This is a genomic window from Persicobacter diffluens, assembly GCF_036244895.1.
Lineage (GTDB): Bacteria > Bacteroidota > Bacteroidia > Cytophagales > Cyclobacteriaceae > Persicobacter > Persicobacter diffluens.
In genome coordinates this window covers 2,611,114-2,626,171 of sequence record NZ_BQKE01000001.1, presented here as the reverse complement: position 1 = coordinate 2,626,171, position 15,058 = coordinate 2,611,114, and the positions used below count along the sequence as shown (strand labels likewise).

The 15,058-nt window shown below is 42.4% G+C and carries 13 protein-coding genes; 1 reads left to right on the top strand and 12 read right to left on the bottom strand.

Annotated features, from left to right (window positions below):
- The first annotated feature begins 9 nt into the window (after positions 1-9).
- Positions 10-789 (top strand): hypothetical protein, encoded by a 780-nt coding sequence (locus tag AAA970_RS10535; protein ID WP_338237099.1) that lies wholly within the window; start codon positions 10-12, stop codon positions 787-789.
- A 928-nt stretch (positions 790-1,717) separates the two neighbouring features.
- Here the strand turns inward: AAA970_RS10535 and AAA970_RS10530 are convergent.
- The 12 genes from AAA970_RS10530 to AAA970_RS10475 all read right to left on the bottom strand — a co-directional run bounded on the left by AAA970_RS10530 (position 1,718) and on the right by AAA970_RS10475 (position 15,036).
- Complete coding sequence (locus tag AAA970_RS10530; protein ID WP_338237098.1) at positions 1,718-3,145, bottom strand: exonuclease domain-containing protein; 1,428 nt, start codon at positions 3,143-3,145, stop codon at positions 1,718-1,720.
- 333 nt (positions 3,146-3,478) lie between these two features.
- Positions 3,479-5,464 (bottom strand): flavohemoglobin expression-modulating QEGLA motif protein, encoded by a 1,986-nt coding sequence (locus AAA970_RS10525; protein WP_053405585.1) that lies wholly within the window; start codon positions 5,462-5,464, stop codon positions 3,479-3,481.
- Positions 5,445-6,491, bottom strand: coding sequence for a glutathione synthase (gene gshB, locus AAA970_RS10520; RefSeq protein ID WP_338237097.1), 1,047 nt, complete (start codon positions 6,489-6,491; stop codon positions 5,445-5,447). The genes AAA970_RS10525 and gshB overlap by 20 nt, the downstream gene beginning before the upstream one ends.
- A 310-nt stretch (positions 6,492-6,801) precedes the next feature.
- The gene (locus AAA970_RS10515) at positions 6,802-7,674 is read right to left on the bottom strand and encodes an MORN repeat-containing protein (protein WP_338237096.1); all 873 of its coding nucleotides are present in this window, start codon (positions 7,672-7,674) and stop codon (positions 6,802-6,804) included.
- Between the two features lies 1 nt (position 7,675).
- A complete protein-coding gene (locus AAA970_RS10510) occupies positions 7,676-8,509 on the bottom strand; it encodes a DUF2490 domain-containing protein (protein ID WP_338237095.1) in 834 nt (277 codons plus the stop codon).
- 478 nt (positions 8,510-8,987) lie between these two features.
- The gene (locus tag AAA970_RS10505; RefSeq protein ID WP_338237094.1) at positions 8,988-9,857 is read right to left on the bottom strand and encodes an MORN repeat-containing protein; all 870 of its coding nucleotides are present in this window, start codon (positions 9,855-9,857) and stop codon (positions 8,988-8,990) included.
- Positions 9,858-9,859: 2 nt separating this feature from the next.
- Positions 9,860-10,672, bottom strand: coding sequence for a DUF2490 domain-containing protein (locus AAA970_RS10500; protein WP_338237093.1), 813 nt, complete (start codon positions 10,670-10,672; stop codon positions 9,860-9,862).
- Between the two features lie 168 nt (positions 10,673-10,840).
- Positions 10,841-11,668: an isocitrate lyase/PEP mutase family protein gene (locus AAA970_RS10495; RefSeq protein ID WP_338237092.1), complete on the bottom strand. Its 828-nt coding sequence runs from the start codon at positions 11,666-11,668 to the stop codon at positions 10,841-10,843.
- Positions 11,669-11,731: 63 nt separating this feature from the next.
- Positions 11,732-12,742 (bottom strand): type I glyceraldehyde-3-phosphate dehydrogenase, encoded by a 1,011-nt coding sequence (gene gap / locus AAA970_RS10490; protein ID WP_053405577.1) that lies wholly within the window; start codon positions 12,740-12,742, stop codon positions 11,732-11,734.
- 298 nt (positions 12,743-13,040) lie between these two features.
- On the bottom strand, positions 13,041-13,796 hold the full coding sequence (locus AAA970_RS10485; RefSeq protein WP_338237091.1) for a YebC/PmpR family DNA-binding transcriptional regulator: 756 nt from the start codon (positions 13,794-13,796) through the stop codon (positions 13,041-13,043).
- Positions 13,797-13,914: 118 nt separating this feature from the next.
- The gene (locus AAA970_RS10480; protein ID WP_053405575.1) at positions 13,915-14,328 is read right to left on the bottom strand and encodes a MaoC family dehydratase; all 414 of its coding nucleotides are present in this window, start codon (positions 14,326-14,328) and stop codon (positions 13,915-13,917) included.
- A gap of 36 nt (positions 14,329-14,364) precedes the next feature.
- Entirely contained in the window at positions 14,365-15,036 is a 672-nt protein-coding gene (locus AAA970_RS10475) for an ABC transporter ATP-binding protein (RefSeq protein ID WP_053405574.1), read from the bottom strand.
- Between the last annotated feature and the right edge of the window lie 22 nt (positions 15,037-15,058).

Here is a 15,058-nt window from a genome sequence, read left to right as displayed (position 1 = left end):
TTTTACGCTATGGAAAACATTGATTTAGGATCCCTTGGGGGAATAACCATAAAATATTACTCTGGCGACGTACCTCCGCCGTATTGTTGTCAGTATGAACTGGCGATTGATTTTCAGAATCAGTTGTTCAGTCGTTACAAAATCGAATATCTTTTTCGGGAGGAACTGACCGAGGCGGAAATCATTGATGAAGGCTTTGCACCGGATGATAATTTCAGCTGGAAGGGTAATTTGCCCGTGTTGTGGGAGGAGGAATTCGAGGAGGTGCTGGCTAAAACTTCCTGGATTAAAAAGAAAACCAATCGCAATGCCGAAGATCCGATCATTGAAGTAACCATGATGGATTTGGAAGGCAATGTGATAGTGGGTTATCCCGGAGAGATGGACTTGTGGTTGTACTTCATGGAGGAAGCCATTCAGGCGGTTTATGAATTGGCCGGACGCTCCAAGCCACTATTGATTAAATATATGGACCTCGGAGAAGAGCCCGCATTTAAAGTGGATATAGAGGCGAAGTTTTCCGTACGATCCTTTACCGTGACAAAAGAGCAGAATGGTTTGGCGCCGGTGGTCAAAGAGTACCCCTGGCATGACCTGAAGCATACGCTGAAGGATATTTATCTGCCGGACTACAATTGGGAAGCGGTAGTGCAGGGCAAGCCGAAAAAAGGGGCCAAGTATCTGGATCCCGGGGAAGGCGCCTGGTTTAAATTTAACAGTGGGGTAGTGAACCCGAGTCCGAAGGTGGATGCCCTGAAAAGGATAGCTGAATTGATGAAAGAATTATAATGGAAAGCCGCAGTGATGCGGTTTTTTGTTTTTATGGAGGTTTTCGCGCTTGGATATCGCTTGAAACCACACTGGTCGTTGCATTTTGCTACGACCCTATATTATGGGAGCGTCCGCTCCAGCAAATCATTGGCTTTTTGGGTGTTAATTCCATCTGCTAGACTACCTCAATATTGGCTGGGAAATGTATATTGAATTCTTATGCATTGTCCCTTTTGATATTGGGAATGCATAAGCAGGTGAATTATAGCTGGATAAAAAAGGAGCGGACACTCCTAAGGTTTTGGGTCCTAGACACAGCCTAAGACCAGACAGGTGATATCAATCCGCTTGACTACCTCCATATTGGTGGGGAAATGTTGTGTTGAATTCCTATGCATTGTCCCTTTTGATATTGGGAATGCCCAGACAGGTGAATTATGGCTGAATAAAAAAGGAGCGGACGCTCCAATAGTTTTGGGTCTTAGACATAGCCTAAGACCAGCAAGTGGTTGGCGCTCTAGTCCAAGTTTTGTTAGGATCTTGTGATCTTATGCGGACATTCCTGTTTTTTTTGTTTCAGATTTCGCCTAAAACCAGTAGGGAGGAGGGGAGAGTGCGTATTTCGGGCGAGCCCACACACTGGTCGTTGCATTTTGCTACGACCCTATATTATTGGAGCGTCCGCTCCTGCTAAAACCAAACGAATTTTAAGATGGTAATATCAATCGCTTGACTACCTCAATATTGGTAGGAAATGTATTATTTAATTTCGACGGATGATGTTTTTAGCATTGGTAATGTATAGGCAGATGACTTATGCCTGGATCAAAAAGGAGCGGACGCTCCAATAGTTTTGGGTCTTAGACATAGCCTAAGACCAGACAGAGACCAGGCAAATGATAAATAAAAAATGGATTATTACCTGGTCCTCTAAGATGAACAAACCCTACTCAAAGTTCGCCATACGCTCATGCAGCCATTCCTCATAGCTCATCAGGATGTTATGATCCTCTTCGGAAAGTGGGTGCTCCTGATCATCATATAGTTCCTGAATGCGTTGTAAAGCCATATGAGGGGTAAATCGATCTTTACCTGTTTTGTCAAGAATCTTCTGATCTGTCCAGCGCTCGGTAAAGAATTCCATTTGTGCCATGGATAATTCCGGAGAAAGCTGTTGCTCATTTCTAAAAAGGATTCTTCGGCCTAAAGTGCGGGTGGTTTCATCCTTCATGGTGGAGCAGATATCATAACGTTCCTGCCAGTCACGCGCCTGATGGAAGGCCGCATTCTGTTTTTTGACGCTATCATTCCAAAAGCCATTATAGATCAAGTCATCGGTATCAACGCCATCCACCTGCGGATAACGATAGTCCATTTGGAACTGACACATTGCTTGCCACTCCACCCAATTTTCTTTGATCCACTGCACATTGGATTTCATCAGTGCACGACGTTCATCGGTGATAAAATCTTTCTGTAATCGCTCGAAGGGAAGAATGAATGGAGGCTCTCCATATTTGCATCTCCAAACGCCACTTAATTCTTCTTTACGTTCTGTTTCATTGAGCTCAGCCAAATCCGCCCGATCCAATTGCAGGAAGAGATGCTGCTTCATATTGGAGTGGCCCATATAAATTACGGGTGCCTGATAGCCGGCATTCCCACCAATGCGGTTATGCATCAACAATCCCCAGGTCAGTTGGCCTACCGCTCCCAGCGGTTTGTGTTCCACATATTTCTCTAATCGGCTATTGAAGGTGTTTTTGTCAAAATACTCCATCGCCCAGGACCAGATGGTTTTGTTGGCGGCCAGTTTTTTGGCCAGGGCAAGTGTCGCCTCTACATCCACCATGGCATCATGCGCCATGCCATCAGCCAGTCCATTCGCTTTAGAGATTAATTCCAGCTTCATGCTCGGCGTTCCGTCTTCCTTATGCGGCCAGTTAATGCCCTCCGGATTAAACTGACGGAAGATGATGGCAATCGGTAGTAAATCTGCCCGCTTGCAACCATTGGCATAACCGTGGGTGTAAGGGTCGAGCAAATTGCGGAAGAAAGCATGTCGGATCATCAGATCATCAAAGCCGATGGAATTGTATCCGATGCTGGTGGTATTGGGAACGTTCACCAATTGGTGAATGCGTCGAACTGCTTCAAATTCATTCATCTCTCCACGAAATTCCATGGGATCAATCTTGGTGGTCGTCAGGGCCTCCGGGGAGGGGATGACATCCGGGCGAATGTGTACACGGAATTCATGGCGCTCCAGCTCATGGAAGTTTTCATCTGTTCTGATGGCGGCAAATTGCAGGATTTGGTCAAAAGCATGATGGAGTCCGGAAGTTTCCAGATCATAGAACAGATAAGTGCGCATGAATGAAAAATTAAATGTTGAAACTTGCGCCAAGTTCACTATTTCCATCGAAAAAAGGAAGTAGAAGACCGGACATAAAAAAACCGATGAATCAAATCATCGGTTTTGACTTTTTTAACCCGGATTATTCCTGCTTAAATCCTCGTTTAGCTGCCAGGCGGAAAAAATGAAGGAATAGTTTCCTATTTCGAGTTTTTTCCAACGAAGCAGATGAATGAGGAGAAAGCAAGCTTACCCAATTTTGGGCTATCGGAAATTTGGTAGGACAAATGACAACTAAATGATAATCAGTCTCTTCGGGTAGGTCCTAAAACTAGCGGTGAATAATTCGGGTTAAATCAGAGATTGGCTGAGGTACTGCAATACCGGATCAATTTCTGAAGGTTTTAAGTATGGTTTTGGTAAATGCTGTACTTTGTTGAGCATTCCCCTGTCTACCAATTCATTGAGGATGGGTAAGTATTTAATGGCGGTTTTCCCGATAAATAAATTATTCAAATCTCGACCTTTTGATTGTAACTGTAGAATCCGCTTGAAACCACTCAAATAAAGGTAATCTTTGGTAAAACCTCCTCCGCGATATACCCGAGCCACGATATAATACAATTGATTCGGGTCCGGATTGTAATTTTCCAACAATTGCACATAAGTGGTTTTGAAGTCATTCCCCTGGATTAAGGAATTAACCGCCATGACTCTTAGGGCCAATTGTCGAAGTCGTTTTACTTCCAGAAAACCACTTTGCAATTCACTCAGGATGGCCAGCCCTTCCTGCGTTTCAGTGTATTCAGGCATGCCGAGTTGAAATAGTTTTAAAGGTTGTTCCTCCGCATTTACTCCAGTAAGCACATGAACGCCTATTTCGTGGTGTAATAATGCGTTGAGCCTGTTTTTATTAAAAAGAGCAGACTTTTTCAGGAGTAATTTTCGTCTTCGGCTTAGGACGTAAGCATCTGCCGCCTGATTTTCCTTTAGTTCAATATTAAAGTTAAAGCCATATTGAGCTCCCTCTTCATAAAAATAATCTTTAGCCTGGGCCGCATCAAAGATTTCTTCCTCACCGAAGTTTGGTGTTTTGCCAAATAATAAGAACTGGGCATTCGCGATGTCCTTTTCATTGGGTGCACCAAAGTGTCGGAGTGAGTTAAAGAAAAACTGATCCGTACCAATGGTATTGAGCATGTCAATCTTATCTGAATAAGCCTGAATAACATCCAAATAAAGCTGGCGAATATGCACGTCCTCAATCTCCGCTATAGGAAGTTTATACATATTGGCCTTAAACTCATGGGCATCGGTAGTTAAGGGCTTGTACCTAAAAGAGGGATTTTCGGAAAAATTCATTTTAAAAAATTTCCGTTTTTCCTGCTCGAGGTTAATGGGGTTGATAGGAGTCAATAATTCAAATTTGCTTAAAAGCTTAAATAACTTTTGATCAAACTGAATCACATTTTTTGGAAGGGTACTCGAGAGCACATCCTCTTTGTGACTAAAATTTAAGTTACTTCTATCATTAATAAATTGCTGTGAGTTCAAGGTAATGGCCTCCTTAAACCCTTTTGCCAAAGCCTGAATAACCTTGGGGTAGGGCTGACCAGTATCCTCATTCATGAAGATTTTTTTCACCTCGGTGGCCATCACCAAAGTGTTATTAAAATGTTCACGGACAAACCTTAACAATTCCCCCCTTCCATAGAAAATGTGGTTTACAGAGACATCCGGAATTAGCCGAGAAGATTTCATTCTCATCAGGGCGTTTTTCCAGTGGGTAATCTGTCTGTTATACCGCGGAATGTCTAAATTTTCAATTCCAATATTGAAAAGAAAGGATTGGTCATGGCGCTTGTAATTATAGGAATGAAGGTCATAGACAATTACGGCCTGAAACATTTTTTCCAGTTTCGAAATTAATGCTTTCACCACTTGATAAAACCGTTGATGTTTTTCCAGCGATAAAGCTTTTTCTGCTTCCGTTAAAGGGGTTTTCCAAACCTCTTTGCCCCAGGCAGATTCATAGACACAATTCTCCACTCCACGATTAAGGTCATATTCGTAGCGGGAGTCATTTCCAATTAAGGTAATGGGCATGGATTGAATAAAGGTGGCCGTATGCGGATCTTCCTCATACAACCTTTCCTTATCAGTCAGTAGGCAGTTTTCTTCCAAAGCTGGTCTTAGGCGATGGCCATTGTGAATGGCCGCGCAAACCACCGGAACATACTCATGAATTTTGATGAAAAAGTCATCATCATGGCTGGCCTCAAAGCAGATCCCCTGCTCAATATTGGCCAGAATTTCATCAAGACTGATTTTTTGCATTTTGAACGGTCATGCGATGTGTCATTCTTCTGTTAAGGGCAGATTCTTTGATTTTGATTACATCCTCGACAAAATCAATGACTTTTGTTTGTAGTTTAGTTCTGTTTAAACGATTTATACGGGTAATCCCTCCGGGGCTTAATACATTCACTTCAATGAGTTTTCCATTGATGATGTCAAGTCCTACGAAATAGAGACCATCGGCTACCAACTTAGGCCCTACCAGATCACAAATTCTTTTTTCTGCTTTAGTCAGGCTATGTTTTTCTTCTCTTCCTCCGGCGTGGATGTTTGACCGAACATCATTTTCAGCAGGTACTCTTTTCATGGCACCTATCGGCTTTCCATTCAACATCAGAATTCGAACATCTCCCTTGTCTGCTTCCTCGATGTACTCCTGAATAATGACATATTTTTGGTCACGTTGTCCCTTTTGGCCCGAGATATAAAAATCTAAAAGTGAGTTCATGGATTGACTCGCCTTTTTCTCCAGCACAATTACGCCGCTTCCGCCAAAACCATCCAGCGGTTTCAAAATCATTTTTTCATTATCCGACTCCTGAATCATACGAAGCAGGTAATCTTTGTTTTTGGAAACGTATGTTCGGGGAATTATATCCGCACGTCCGTCAAACATAGTAGCGGTATACAACTTATTATTCGCCTTACGAATACCGTCAATGTCGTTGATGAAAAATACATCATCTTTCACCGCATCCAGGAAATTAAGCATGGTCGTATCTACGGGAGGGTTGGCACGTAGAAAGATGGCATCAAATCCGGAGATGGGGAGCATTTTTTCTTTAAAAGTAACCTTATCACGGAATCTCACCGGATCTGTAGGTACTTTATCCATGGCTTGAATAAGTCGCACAAAACCAAAAACCTCATTCGCCCGAACGGTCAAATTACTGGGAACCATTACGCCCACATTATGCCCTCGGGAAAAAGCTTCGTGTATAATTCGTAGAGTTGTATCGTTGTTACTGATTCGGTCCCAAGGATACATGATAAAACAGATATTCATTGTCAGATAAGTGGCTCTTTTTTTTCAAAAATTGTATATCTGCTTTCGCGGCCATGAAATTAGTACAGGGTGCTTCAGGCCCCTCAGTTTTAGATGGTTTAAAAAGCTCGCAATTGTAAGCAAATAATATTTAATGTCAACAAAATTTTGAAAAAAAATCTAATTTTTTGTTTTTTTATTAAGTAACTGCTGATCAGGTTCTTCTGTTGGGGGATTTAAAGGGTTGTGAGTATAGTGCAAAAAAAATAATGAATAGGGATATTTCTCAGTCCTTGATCAAAAAAAAAACCGCCGAAGCGGTTTAATATTTTTATTTTGTGATTTTTTGGAGGAAGTCATCGTCCTCCCAGTCTCCTTCCAGCAGAATTTTTCCCTTGGCGTTAATCAGTTTTCCTTTACCATGTCGGAGGTCATCTTTCCATTCTCCGATGTATTGCTCACCGGACTTAAAATGGTAGGTGCCCTGCCCGTTTCGCTTGCCGTTTTTGTAGGTGCCTGCATAGTGATCACCATTGATCCAGTAATATTCCCCTTCTCCGTTTCTCAGGTTATTTAGCCACTGGCCCTCATAAAAGCCCTGTTTGTTAAAGACTGCATATCCATGTCCTTCGGCCTGATGGTCTACTGCATGACCAATATACTTCACCTCTGCGCCATCATCCGTCTGGAAGGTAAGCATCTTTTGAGAGGTCTGTGCTTCCTTTAGTTTCAGTTTTAGCTGCTGATTTTCCTGCTCCAGCTCCTCCAGGACGTTATGTCTGGCGATAGCCTGCAGCTGAAGGCTATCCAGTTGTTGTACCAGGTGGTTGGCCTTTTGCTTTTCTTTTAGATGTTCTCGACTCAGCTTGTTTATTTTTCCACCAAGTGCCTGATTATTTTTTGAAAGCCCTTCCAGTTCCTCATTTTTCCAAAGTTCTTCAGAAAACCAGCTGACATCCAATGCAGAGGGGTAGTCTAGCGGACGAATGGCTTCCGCCTGCTCCAATAGTTGGCGCGCTTCCGCTATTTCATGGCAAAGCAGCAGAGAGTCAATCTTGCTGACCATTTTTAAATAAGCATTTTCTTTTTTCCAGGGGTTTTGTGGAATAACTTCTTCCTTTTCCATGGTGATGATGGTGAAATTGATGCTGGCTGAAATAACCAGTAACAATAAAACGGTGGAGGTGAAGAGATGCTTTTTCATATTAATATCCTAGGTTGATTCTTGGTAAGAGATCTTTGATTTTTCGGGTATCCAAGCCAATGAAGACGTTGAATCGTAGAATATGACTGGCCTTATATTCATAGCCACTACTTTTTTGCCCCAGGGTATACATGTGCCCAACGAAGAAAGTGATGTTGTTATTTAATACATAGCCAAATCCGTTGTAGGTACGAAAATCTTCCATGGGGTTGGCAACGATGGATTCCCCGCTATGCATAAATATCTCCGCACTAGGGGAGAAGAATAGGGTCTTTTCTTTAATTTCTTTGGAGTTCAGGGGGATGTAGGCAAAAATTTTATAACGGAACCGGTCGGTATAATCATGTTCTGAGCCAACTGAATTGTCTCTTTTCCATCGGTGTTCGAAACGAAACTGATGGTAGATTTTCATATTGTACATCGTGGGCATTTTTAACAGCCATTGATGCCAGATTCTGGGCTCATAACTGATTTTATCAAATTCTTCGTTGCCGGGCTCTGGGGTGAAATTCAGTACCAATGTTGGCCCGATAACGGCCTCGAAGTAATCGTTAAAGAAAATATTTAAACCTGCACGGTTATATAATTGTCGCGGACGCCCGTAAAAAGACCAGACGTCATCGATGTCATTCCGAACCCGCCAGTGATGCTCTCCATAATACCCAAATCGCTCCGAAAATCTGACCTTTAAATAGGCACCAAACCACATACCGGTTTCCTCCATATTGGTGACTGATCCGCCGGGTTGTTCTTGTGCGGAGACCGAAAGCGGGAGTAATAGGATAACGAGTAAAAGGAAAATATTTCTCACAAAAATGTTGTATTGATTCTTCAAATGCAATTTCGTTTTGGATTGTACCTAAACGGACTTCCAATAATAATGCAATTGGTGCCTATTGGTGATTATAAAGGCTGGAGAAAGATCTTATAAGTTGGTGATAGGATTTTCCCTCATTATTAAGGTCAAAAAACCGTTTTGTGGCCCTGATTGGCAATTGGCGGCTACTCGGTTTAATCCGGAATACAATTTTTAATTTTAAAAACAGACTTATGCAGGGGAATTTGTAGAGTTGGTGTGAGTTTTTTATAGGGAGGCTTTAATTTGGCATGCAGAAACAGGGGGGGTAATGCCGTAAATTCTATACTGTCAATCCATGGATTGGGCGATAAAAAAATATGCCACAAGCGTATTTATGTCGCTTTTAGAGTAGGTTTTTCCGCTAATGGGAAAATTTGATGCATTAATTCAGATATCATTATACTTGAATGAGGTATCGGGAATTGCTTAATCAGGGCAGGGCTTGGGTGCCGGTTTAATTTTTGATCAGTTCATCTTTTTCCCAAACTCCGGAAACAGTTTCTTTCCCGTCTTTATTGAAGATTTTTCCTTCGCCATGTCGCAAATCATTTTGCCACTGTCCCACATATTTTTCGCCCGAGTGGAAAAAGTAGGTGCCTTCGCCATTTCTCTGCCCCTTTCTGTACTGCCCTTCATAGATGTCCCCGTTGGTCCAGTAGTATTTTCCTTCCCCGTCTCTTAGGTTATTGTGCCAATGTCCCTCATAAAATCCCTTTTTGTCAAATACAGCGTAGCCAAATCCCTCCGCTTTATCATTAAAGGTATGTCCGATATATTTAACCTCAATCCCGTCTGGGTTAGTAAAACTTTTGATGCTCACGGCTTTTTCGCGATTAAGCTGCTGAAATTTGAGTTGATTGATTTCTCTTTCGGCTTCTTCCAGATTATTCAGTTGGATGGAGTGCATGATTTTGAGACTGTCGATCTGACCTACTAAATGACGAACTTGTTGGGAGTTTTGGTATTGCAGATTAAGACTGTCTGCTTTCAGGTTGGCATTGTCACGGTTGAGCGCTAGAAAGTCTTTTTCTATTTTTTTTAATTGTTCATTTTCCTGAAGGGTGAAGATCATTACACTGTCCAACTGTTCAGAGAGGTGGGCTGGTCTGAGGCTGTCCAATTGTTGGTAAAGCACCAATGCCTCCGCATATTGTCCGCTATGTAGCAGGCTGTCGGCCATCCGTTTTGTTTGAAAATAATCCATCTCTGGAAATTCCTTGGTTTGTTTTTGATGTCGGATGGCGTCCCACAGGACGAGGTTGCCTAAAAGGGAGGCCACCAATAGCATCCCGATGATGATGGATGAAATACTGCTTTTTCCCATGATTAATATCCCAGGTTAATTTTTGGAATAGTATTCTCGGCTTTTTGGGTGTCCAGACCAATGAATACGTTAAATCTCAAAATATTGCTGGATCGATATTCATAGCCGGAGGTTTTTTGGCCCAGGGTATACATATGTCCTACAAAAAATGTGATGTTTTGGTTCAATACGTAGCCAAAGCCATTGTAGGTACGGAAATCTTCCATGGGATTTGCTCCAATCGATTTGCCGCTGTGCATGAAAAGCTCGGCACTTGGAGAGAAAAAAAAGGTTTTGGGTTTGATTTTTTTCGTGTTCAGTGGAATATAAGCAAACAGTTTATACCGGTACCGATTGGTGTATTTATATTCTGCATTGACATCATTTTTACGTTTCCACCGGTGTTCAAAACGAAATTGATGATATATTTTGAACCGGCCAATTTGCGGCATTTTCAGTAGCCACTGGTGCCAGATCCGGGGCTCGTAAGTTACTTTTTCATATTCCGGATTTCCGGGCTCGGGAGTGAAATTCAATACCAGCGTAGGGCCAATCACTCCTTCAAAATATTCGTTGAAGAATATATTCAGTCCAAAGCGATTGTACATCTGTCTTTTTCGGCCATAAAAGGACCAGACATCGTCCAGGCTGTTTCTTACCCGCCAATGGTGTTCTCCGTAATATCCTAATTTTGGGGAAAATTGGATTTTTAAATAGGCCCCAAACCATAGGCCGGTTTCTTCCATAGTGGTTACGGAAGGCTGATCTGCCTTTTGCCCCAATGCCTGAAAAAATACAAAGAGTAAGCTAAGTAGGATTAATGTACTTTTTGTCATATAAACTTATCCGATTCCGCGGAGAAAAGTTTATAAAATCAGTAGCTTAATCAACAGAAAAGATATTTTTTGAAAGCAGCTAAAAATTGAGAGCTTTAGCTGATTTGGAACGAATCAATTAGAAAAGCTAAAAAAAGGGCTTTGAGAGGCTTTCAGTACTTAAAACCTTTATTCTTCAATGGAGAAGAGCTTGTTGGTAGCATGGTAATCCAATGGGTTGGCCAATATGTCTTCGGTTTTATTATTCAGGATTTCTTCAGAAAAGGATAAAATATTTTGAAGCACTGACCTTACGCCAGCTGAACCAATGCTGACCCGGTTTACGCCTAAATTTTGTAGTTTCCTCAAATCAGGACTCAGTCGATTCAGGATGATGTTCAGGGGAGCATCAATCTGATCTTTCAGCTTTTTGACGGTATCATAGTCCGTTGCGCCTGGAAGGAAAATGCAATCTGCACCTGCTTTTTGAAATGCTTTGGCTCGTTGAGTAGCGATATTGATGTTCTCTTCAGTTTCCCCAATTTTTAGCCAAAGCACACAGCTTCTGGCATTAATGACAAATGGGATGCCCATTTCTTTTTTCAGGGCAGACAATCTTTCAATGACCGCAGTTTGGAACTCCAGGTCAGCCAATTGTCCGCTGGGTAATCCATCCTCAATATTAATGCCCACGGCTCCGGCCTCAATCACCTTTTTGATGTTTTGTGCAATGCTTTCCGGGCACTTTCCGTATCCCATTTCCATATCAACTGATAGGGGAAGGCTGATTCGTTTTTGAATTTGTTCCGTCAGGCTGAGAATGTCTTCCAGCTGAATTTTTTCTCCATCCGGATACCCCAGCGTATAGGCCATTCCGGCCGAAGTGGTGCCAATGGCTTGGAATCCGGCTTTTTGAAAAATAACTGCGCTACCCGCATGCCAGGCATTTGGTAAAATTAAGGGGGCCTGCTGCTGATGCAGCGACTGAAAGTAAAGTGCTTTTTCTTTTTGATTCATAGGAATGGGGTAAAAAAAAAGCCAGCCCGAAAAGGCTGGCTTAATGATCTATCTGAATACGGATTATCCGTTAACAGATTTCATGTGCTTGATCAACTCGATTACTTTGTTAGAGTAACCCCACTCGTTATCGTACCAAGAAACAACTTTTACGAAGTTGTCAGTCAATGCGATACCAGCTTCAGCGTCGAAGATAGAAGTACGAGCATCAGTTTGGAAGTCAGTAGAAACAACTGCATCCTCAGTGTAACCCAATACACCTGCCATAGCGCCTTCAGAAGCAGACTTCATAGCCGCTTTGATTTCCTCGTAAGAAGCAGGCTTCTCCAAGTTTACAGTCAAGTCAACTACAGAAACAGTAGGAGTTGGTACGCGGAAAGCCATACCAGTCAATTTACCGTTCAATTCTGGAATTACTTTACCTACCGCTTTAGCTGCACCAGTGGATGAAGGGATGATGTTCTGACCAGCACCACGTCCACCTCTCCAGTCTTTCATAGAAGGACCGTCAACAGTTTTTTGAGTTGCAGTAGTCGCGTGAACAGTAGTCATCAAACCGTCCTTGATACCCCAGTTGTCGTTCAATACCTTAGCGATTGGTGCCAAACAGTTAGTAGTACAAGAAGCGTTAGAAGCGAATACAGTACCTTTTTCGTAAGAAGTGTGGTTAACACCCATAACGAACATTGGAGTATCGTCCTTAGAAGGAGCAGACATTACAACGTATTTAGCACCAGCGTCAACGTGAGCTTGTGCAGTTTCTTTAGTCAAGAAGATACCAGTAGACTCGATTACGTACTCAGCAGCAACTGCGTCCCACTTCAAATCAGCTGGGTTGCGCTCAGCAGTTACACGGATTTCCTGACCGTCAACAACCAAGTTACCGTTAGCTACCTCTACAGTACCAGCATAACGACCGTGAGTAGAGTCGTACTGCAACATGTATTTGATGTAATCTACATCCAACAAGTCGTTGATACCTACTACTTCTACATTCTCGTCAGCCATCGCTACGCGGAAAGCCAAACGACCGATACGGCCGAAACCGTTAATACCAATCTTGATTTTAGACATCACTAATTATATTTTTCGTGAATGGTTAACAATGTTACAGTGCAAATGTAGGAAGACGATTCAGTTTTTAAACAGGAGCAAGCCTTTTATTTTTATGATCTGTATCAGGTTTTAGTGTTTGGCATAAAAAGGGTGATAAATTTATGTAAATTGCTGTTTTTGGAGTGCTATAGGGGGTGATTTTAAATTTTTGACAAGGAGAAATTTTGGTGGTAGTTTCCGTAAAATTCCTCAAATGTTAGGATCCTGACAAAAAATAAGGCGGAGCTTATGTCCGCCTGAAAATTGGATTAATTTGTTAATCTTCCAAAAGGGAAATTTGATCATCTTTGATGTCCATATTATGAAAGACTTGCTGTACATCGTCAAAGTCCTCGAGCATATCGATCATTTTGCTCATCTGTATAAACTCTTCGTCCGCTAATTCCACATAATTGTTTGGGATACGAATAAGGTTAGCGGCTTTGGCTTCCAGGCCGATTTCTTCCAGCTTTTTCTGCATATTGCCGAAGTCTTCCATGGCGGTAGTAATTTGCAGCTCCCTTCCTTCCAGCGCTACTTCATCGGCTCCTCCGTCAATAAGTTCCAGTTCTAGTTCGTCCGCTTCAAATTCAAAATCTTCCGGGATCTCAATTTCAAAAATGCCCTTACGTTCGAAAATAAAATCGGTAGAGCCGTTGGTACCCAGCTTTCCCTGGTATTTGGAAATAGCATGTCGCACATCTTTCACGGTGCGGTTGGTGTTATCGGTCATGCATTCCACAAAAATGGCAACACCCTTTGGGCCGGTCCCTTCAAAGGATTGGGTGATATAGGTTTCGCCTCCTTCGCCGGCCGCTTTTTTAACGGCCCTTTCGATGGTGTCCTTGGGGACGTTTTGCCCTTTGGCGTTTTGCACGGCCAGGCGTAGTCTGGGATTCCCGTCGGGATCAGGACCGGATTCTTTCACGGCAACATGAATTTCTTTGATCAGCTTGGTGAATAATTTCCCTCTTTTTTTATCCTGAGCGCCTTTACGGTGTTTGATATTGGCCCATTTACTATGTCCCGCCATATGAATGCTATGATTTTTTGATAATGGACAAAAATAAGCATTTTGGAAAAAGGTCAAAAAGTAAAAAAGCCTGCAGGCGAAATCCCACAGGCTTTTTAATTATTTTTTGAGCAATGAATTAAGAAACGAAAGTCTTTTTGTTCATTGCTTTAGCTTCTCCTTTAACAACCAACTGGTCCGTTTCAATATGACGGATGTTGGTCTCTACTACCGCAATATGCAATCGGCCAATGACTCTTTTTACCTCCAATTCAATGCGGTACATATCTCCGGGGTACATAGGGCCTTTGAACTCAATGTTTTGTCCCAAATATAGAGAGCCTTCACCAGGCCACTGCGTACCCATTACACGGGAAATAATGGAAAGTCCAAAAACTCCGTGAATCACCGTACGGCCAAACTCAGAAGTTTTCGCAAACTCCGGATCCACGTGTACCGGGTTAGTATCTCCTGTGATTTTGGCAAATTCATTTACTTCTTCCTGGCTGATAGAGAAGTCGTATTCGTATCGATCTCCTACTTTTAAAATCATGGTGTTATTATTAATTCGAGGCGTAAATGTAACAAATTATTCTGGTGTGACAGAACTTTCGATAATTTGTCCATCCCGCATTTCTAATTTTCTGTCGGTCATTTCGGCTAATTCCGGATTGTGCGTGACAATAACGAAGGTTAATCCCATCTCATCCCGCAATTCGAAGAATAAAGTATGCAGATTTTGCGCCCCTTTGGAGTCCAGATTTCCGGAGGGTTCATCTGCAAAAATGATCGCCGGTTTGTTGATGAGTGCTCTGGCCACGGCAACTCTTTGCTGTTCTCCACCTGAAAGCTCCGCCGGCTTGTGATTCATGCGGTGTCCCAGTCCTAATCTGTCCAGCAAATGCTGCGCCTCTAGCTCTGCGGTTTCTTTATCTACTCCGGCTAAATAAGCTGGCAGGCAAACATTTTCAATGGCAGTGAATTCCGGTAAAAGGTTGTGAAACTGAAAAATGAATCCGATTTTCTGATTACGGAAGCGGGCCAAATCATTTTTGGAAAGCTTGGAAACGGATTCCCCATCAATGAAAATGTGGCCTTTCTCTGCCTTGTCCAAAGTACCCAAAATATGGAGCAGTGTGCTTTTCCCTGCACCTGAAGCGCCTACAATGGAAACAATCTCTCCTTTATTAACCTCCAGGTTTACCCCTTTCAGAACCTCCAGGTGACCAAAATAACGGTGAATGTTCTCAGCTTTTAACATAAATCGCTAAAGTTGTTTTTTC

Coding starts and splice junctions, on each gene's coding strand:
- AAA970_RS10535 (WP_338237099.1), top strand. CDS start 10: ATGGAAAACATTGATTTAGGATCCCTTGGGGGAATAACCATAAAATAT.
- AAA970_RS10530 (WP_338237098.1), bottom strand. CDS start 3,145: ATGCGCACTTATCTGTTCTATGATCTGGAAACTTCCGGACTCCATCAT.
- AAA970_RS10525 (WP_053405585.1), bottom strand. CDS start 5,464: ATGCAAAAAATCAGTCTTGATGAAATTCTGGCCAATATTGAGCAGGGG.
- gshB (WP_338237097.1), bottom strand. CDS start 6,491: ATGAATATCTGTTTTATCATGTATCCTTGGGACCGAATCAGTAACAAC.
- AAA970_RS10515 (WP_338237096.1), bottom strand. CDS start 7,674: ATGAAAAAGCATCTCTTCACCTCCACCGTTTTATTGTTACTGGTTATT.
- AAA970_RS10505 (WP_338237094.1), bottom strand. CDS start 9,857: ATGGGAAAAAGCAGTATTTCATCCATCATCATCGGGATGCTATTGGTG.
- AAA970_RS10500 (WP_338237093.1), bottom strand. CDS start 10,672: ATGACAAAAAGTACATTAATCCTACTTAGCTTACTCTTTGTATTTTTT.
- AAA970_RS10495 (WP_338237092.1), bottom strand. CDS start 11,668: ATGAATCAAAAAGAAAAAGCACTTTACTTTCAGTCGCTGCATCAGCAG.
- gap (WP_053405577.1), bottom strand. CDS start 12,742: ATGTCTAAAATCAAGATTGGTATTAACGGTTTCGGCCGTATCGGTCGT.
- AAA970_RS10485 (WP_338237091.1), bottom strand. CDS start 13,796: ATGGCGGGACATAGTAAATGGGCCAATATCAAACACCGTAAAGGCGCT.
- AAA970_RS10480 (WP_053405575.1), bottom strand. CDS start 14,328: ATGATTTTAAAAGTAGGAGATCGATACGAATACGACTTCTCTATCAGC.
- AAA970_RS10475 (WP_053405574.1), bottom strand. CDS start 15,036: ATGTTAAAAGCTGAGAACATTCACCGTTATTTTGGTCACCTGGAGGTT.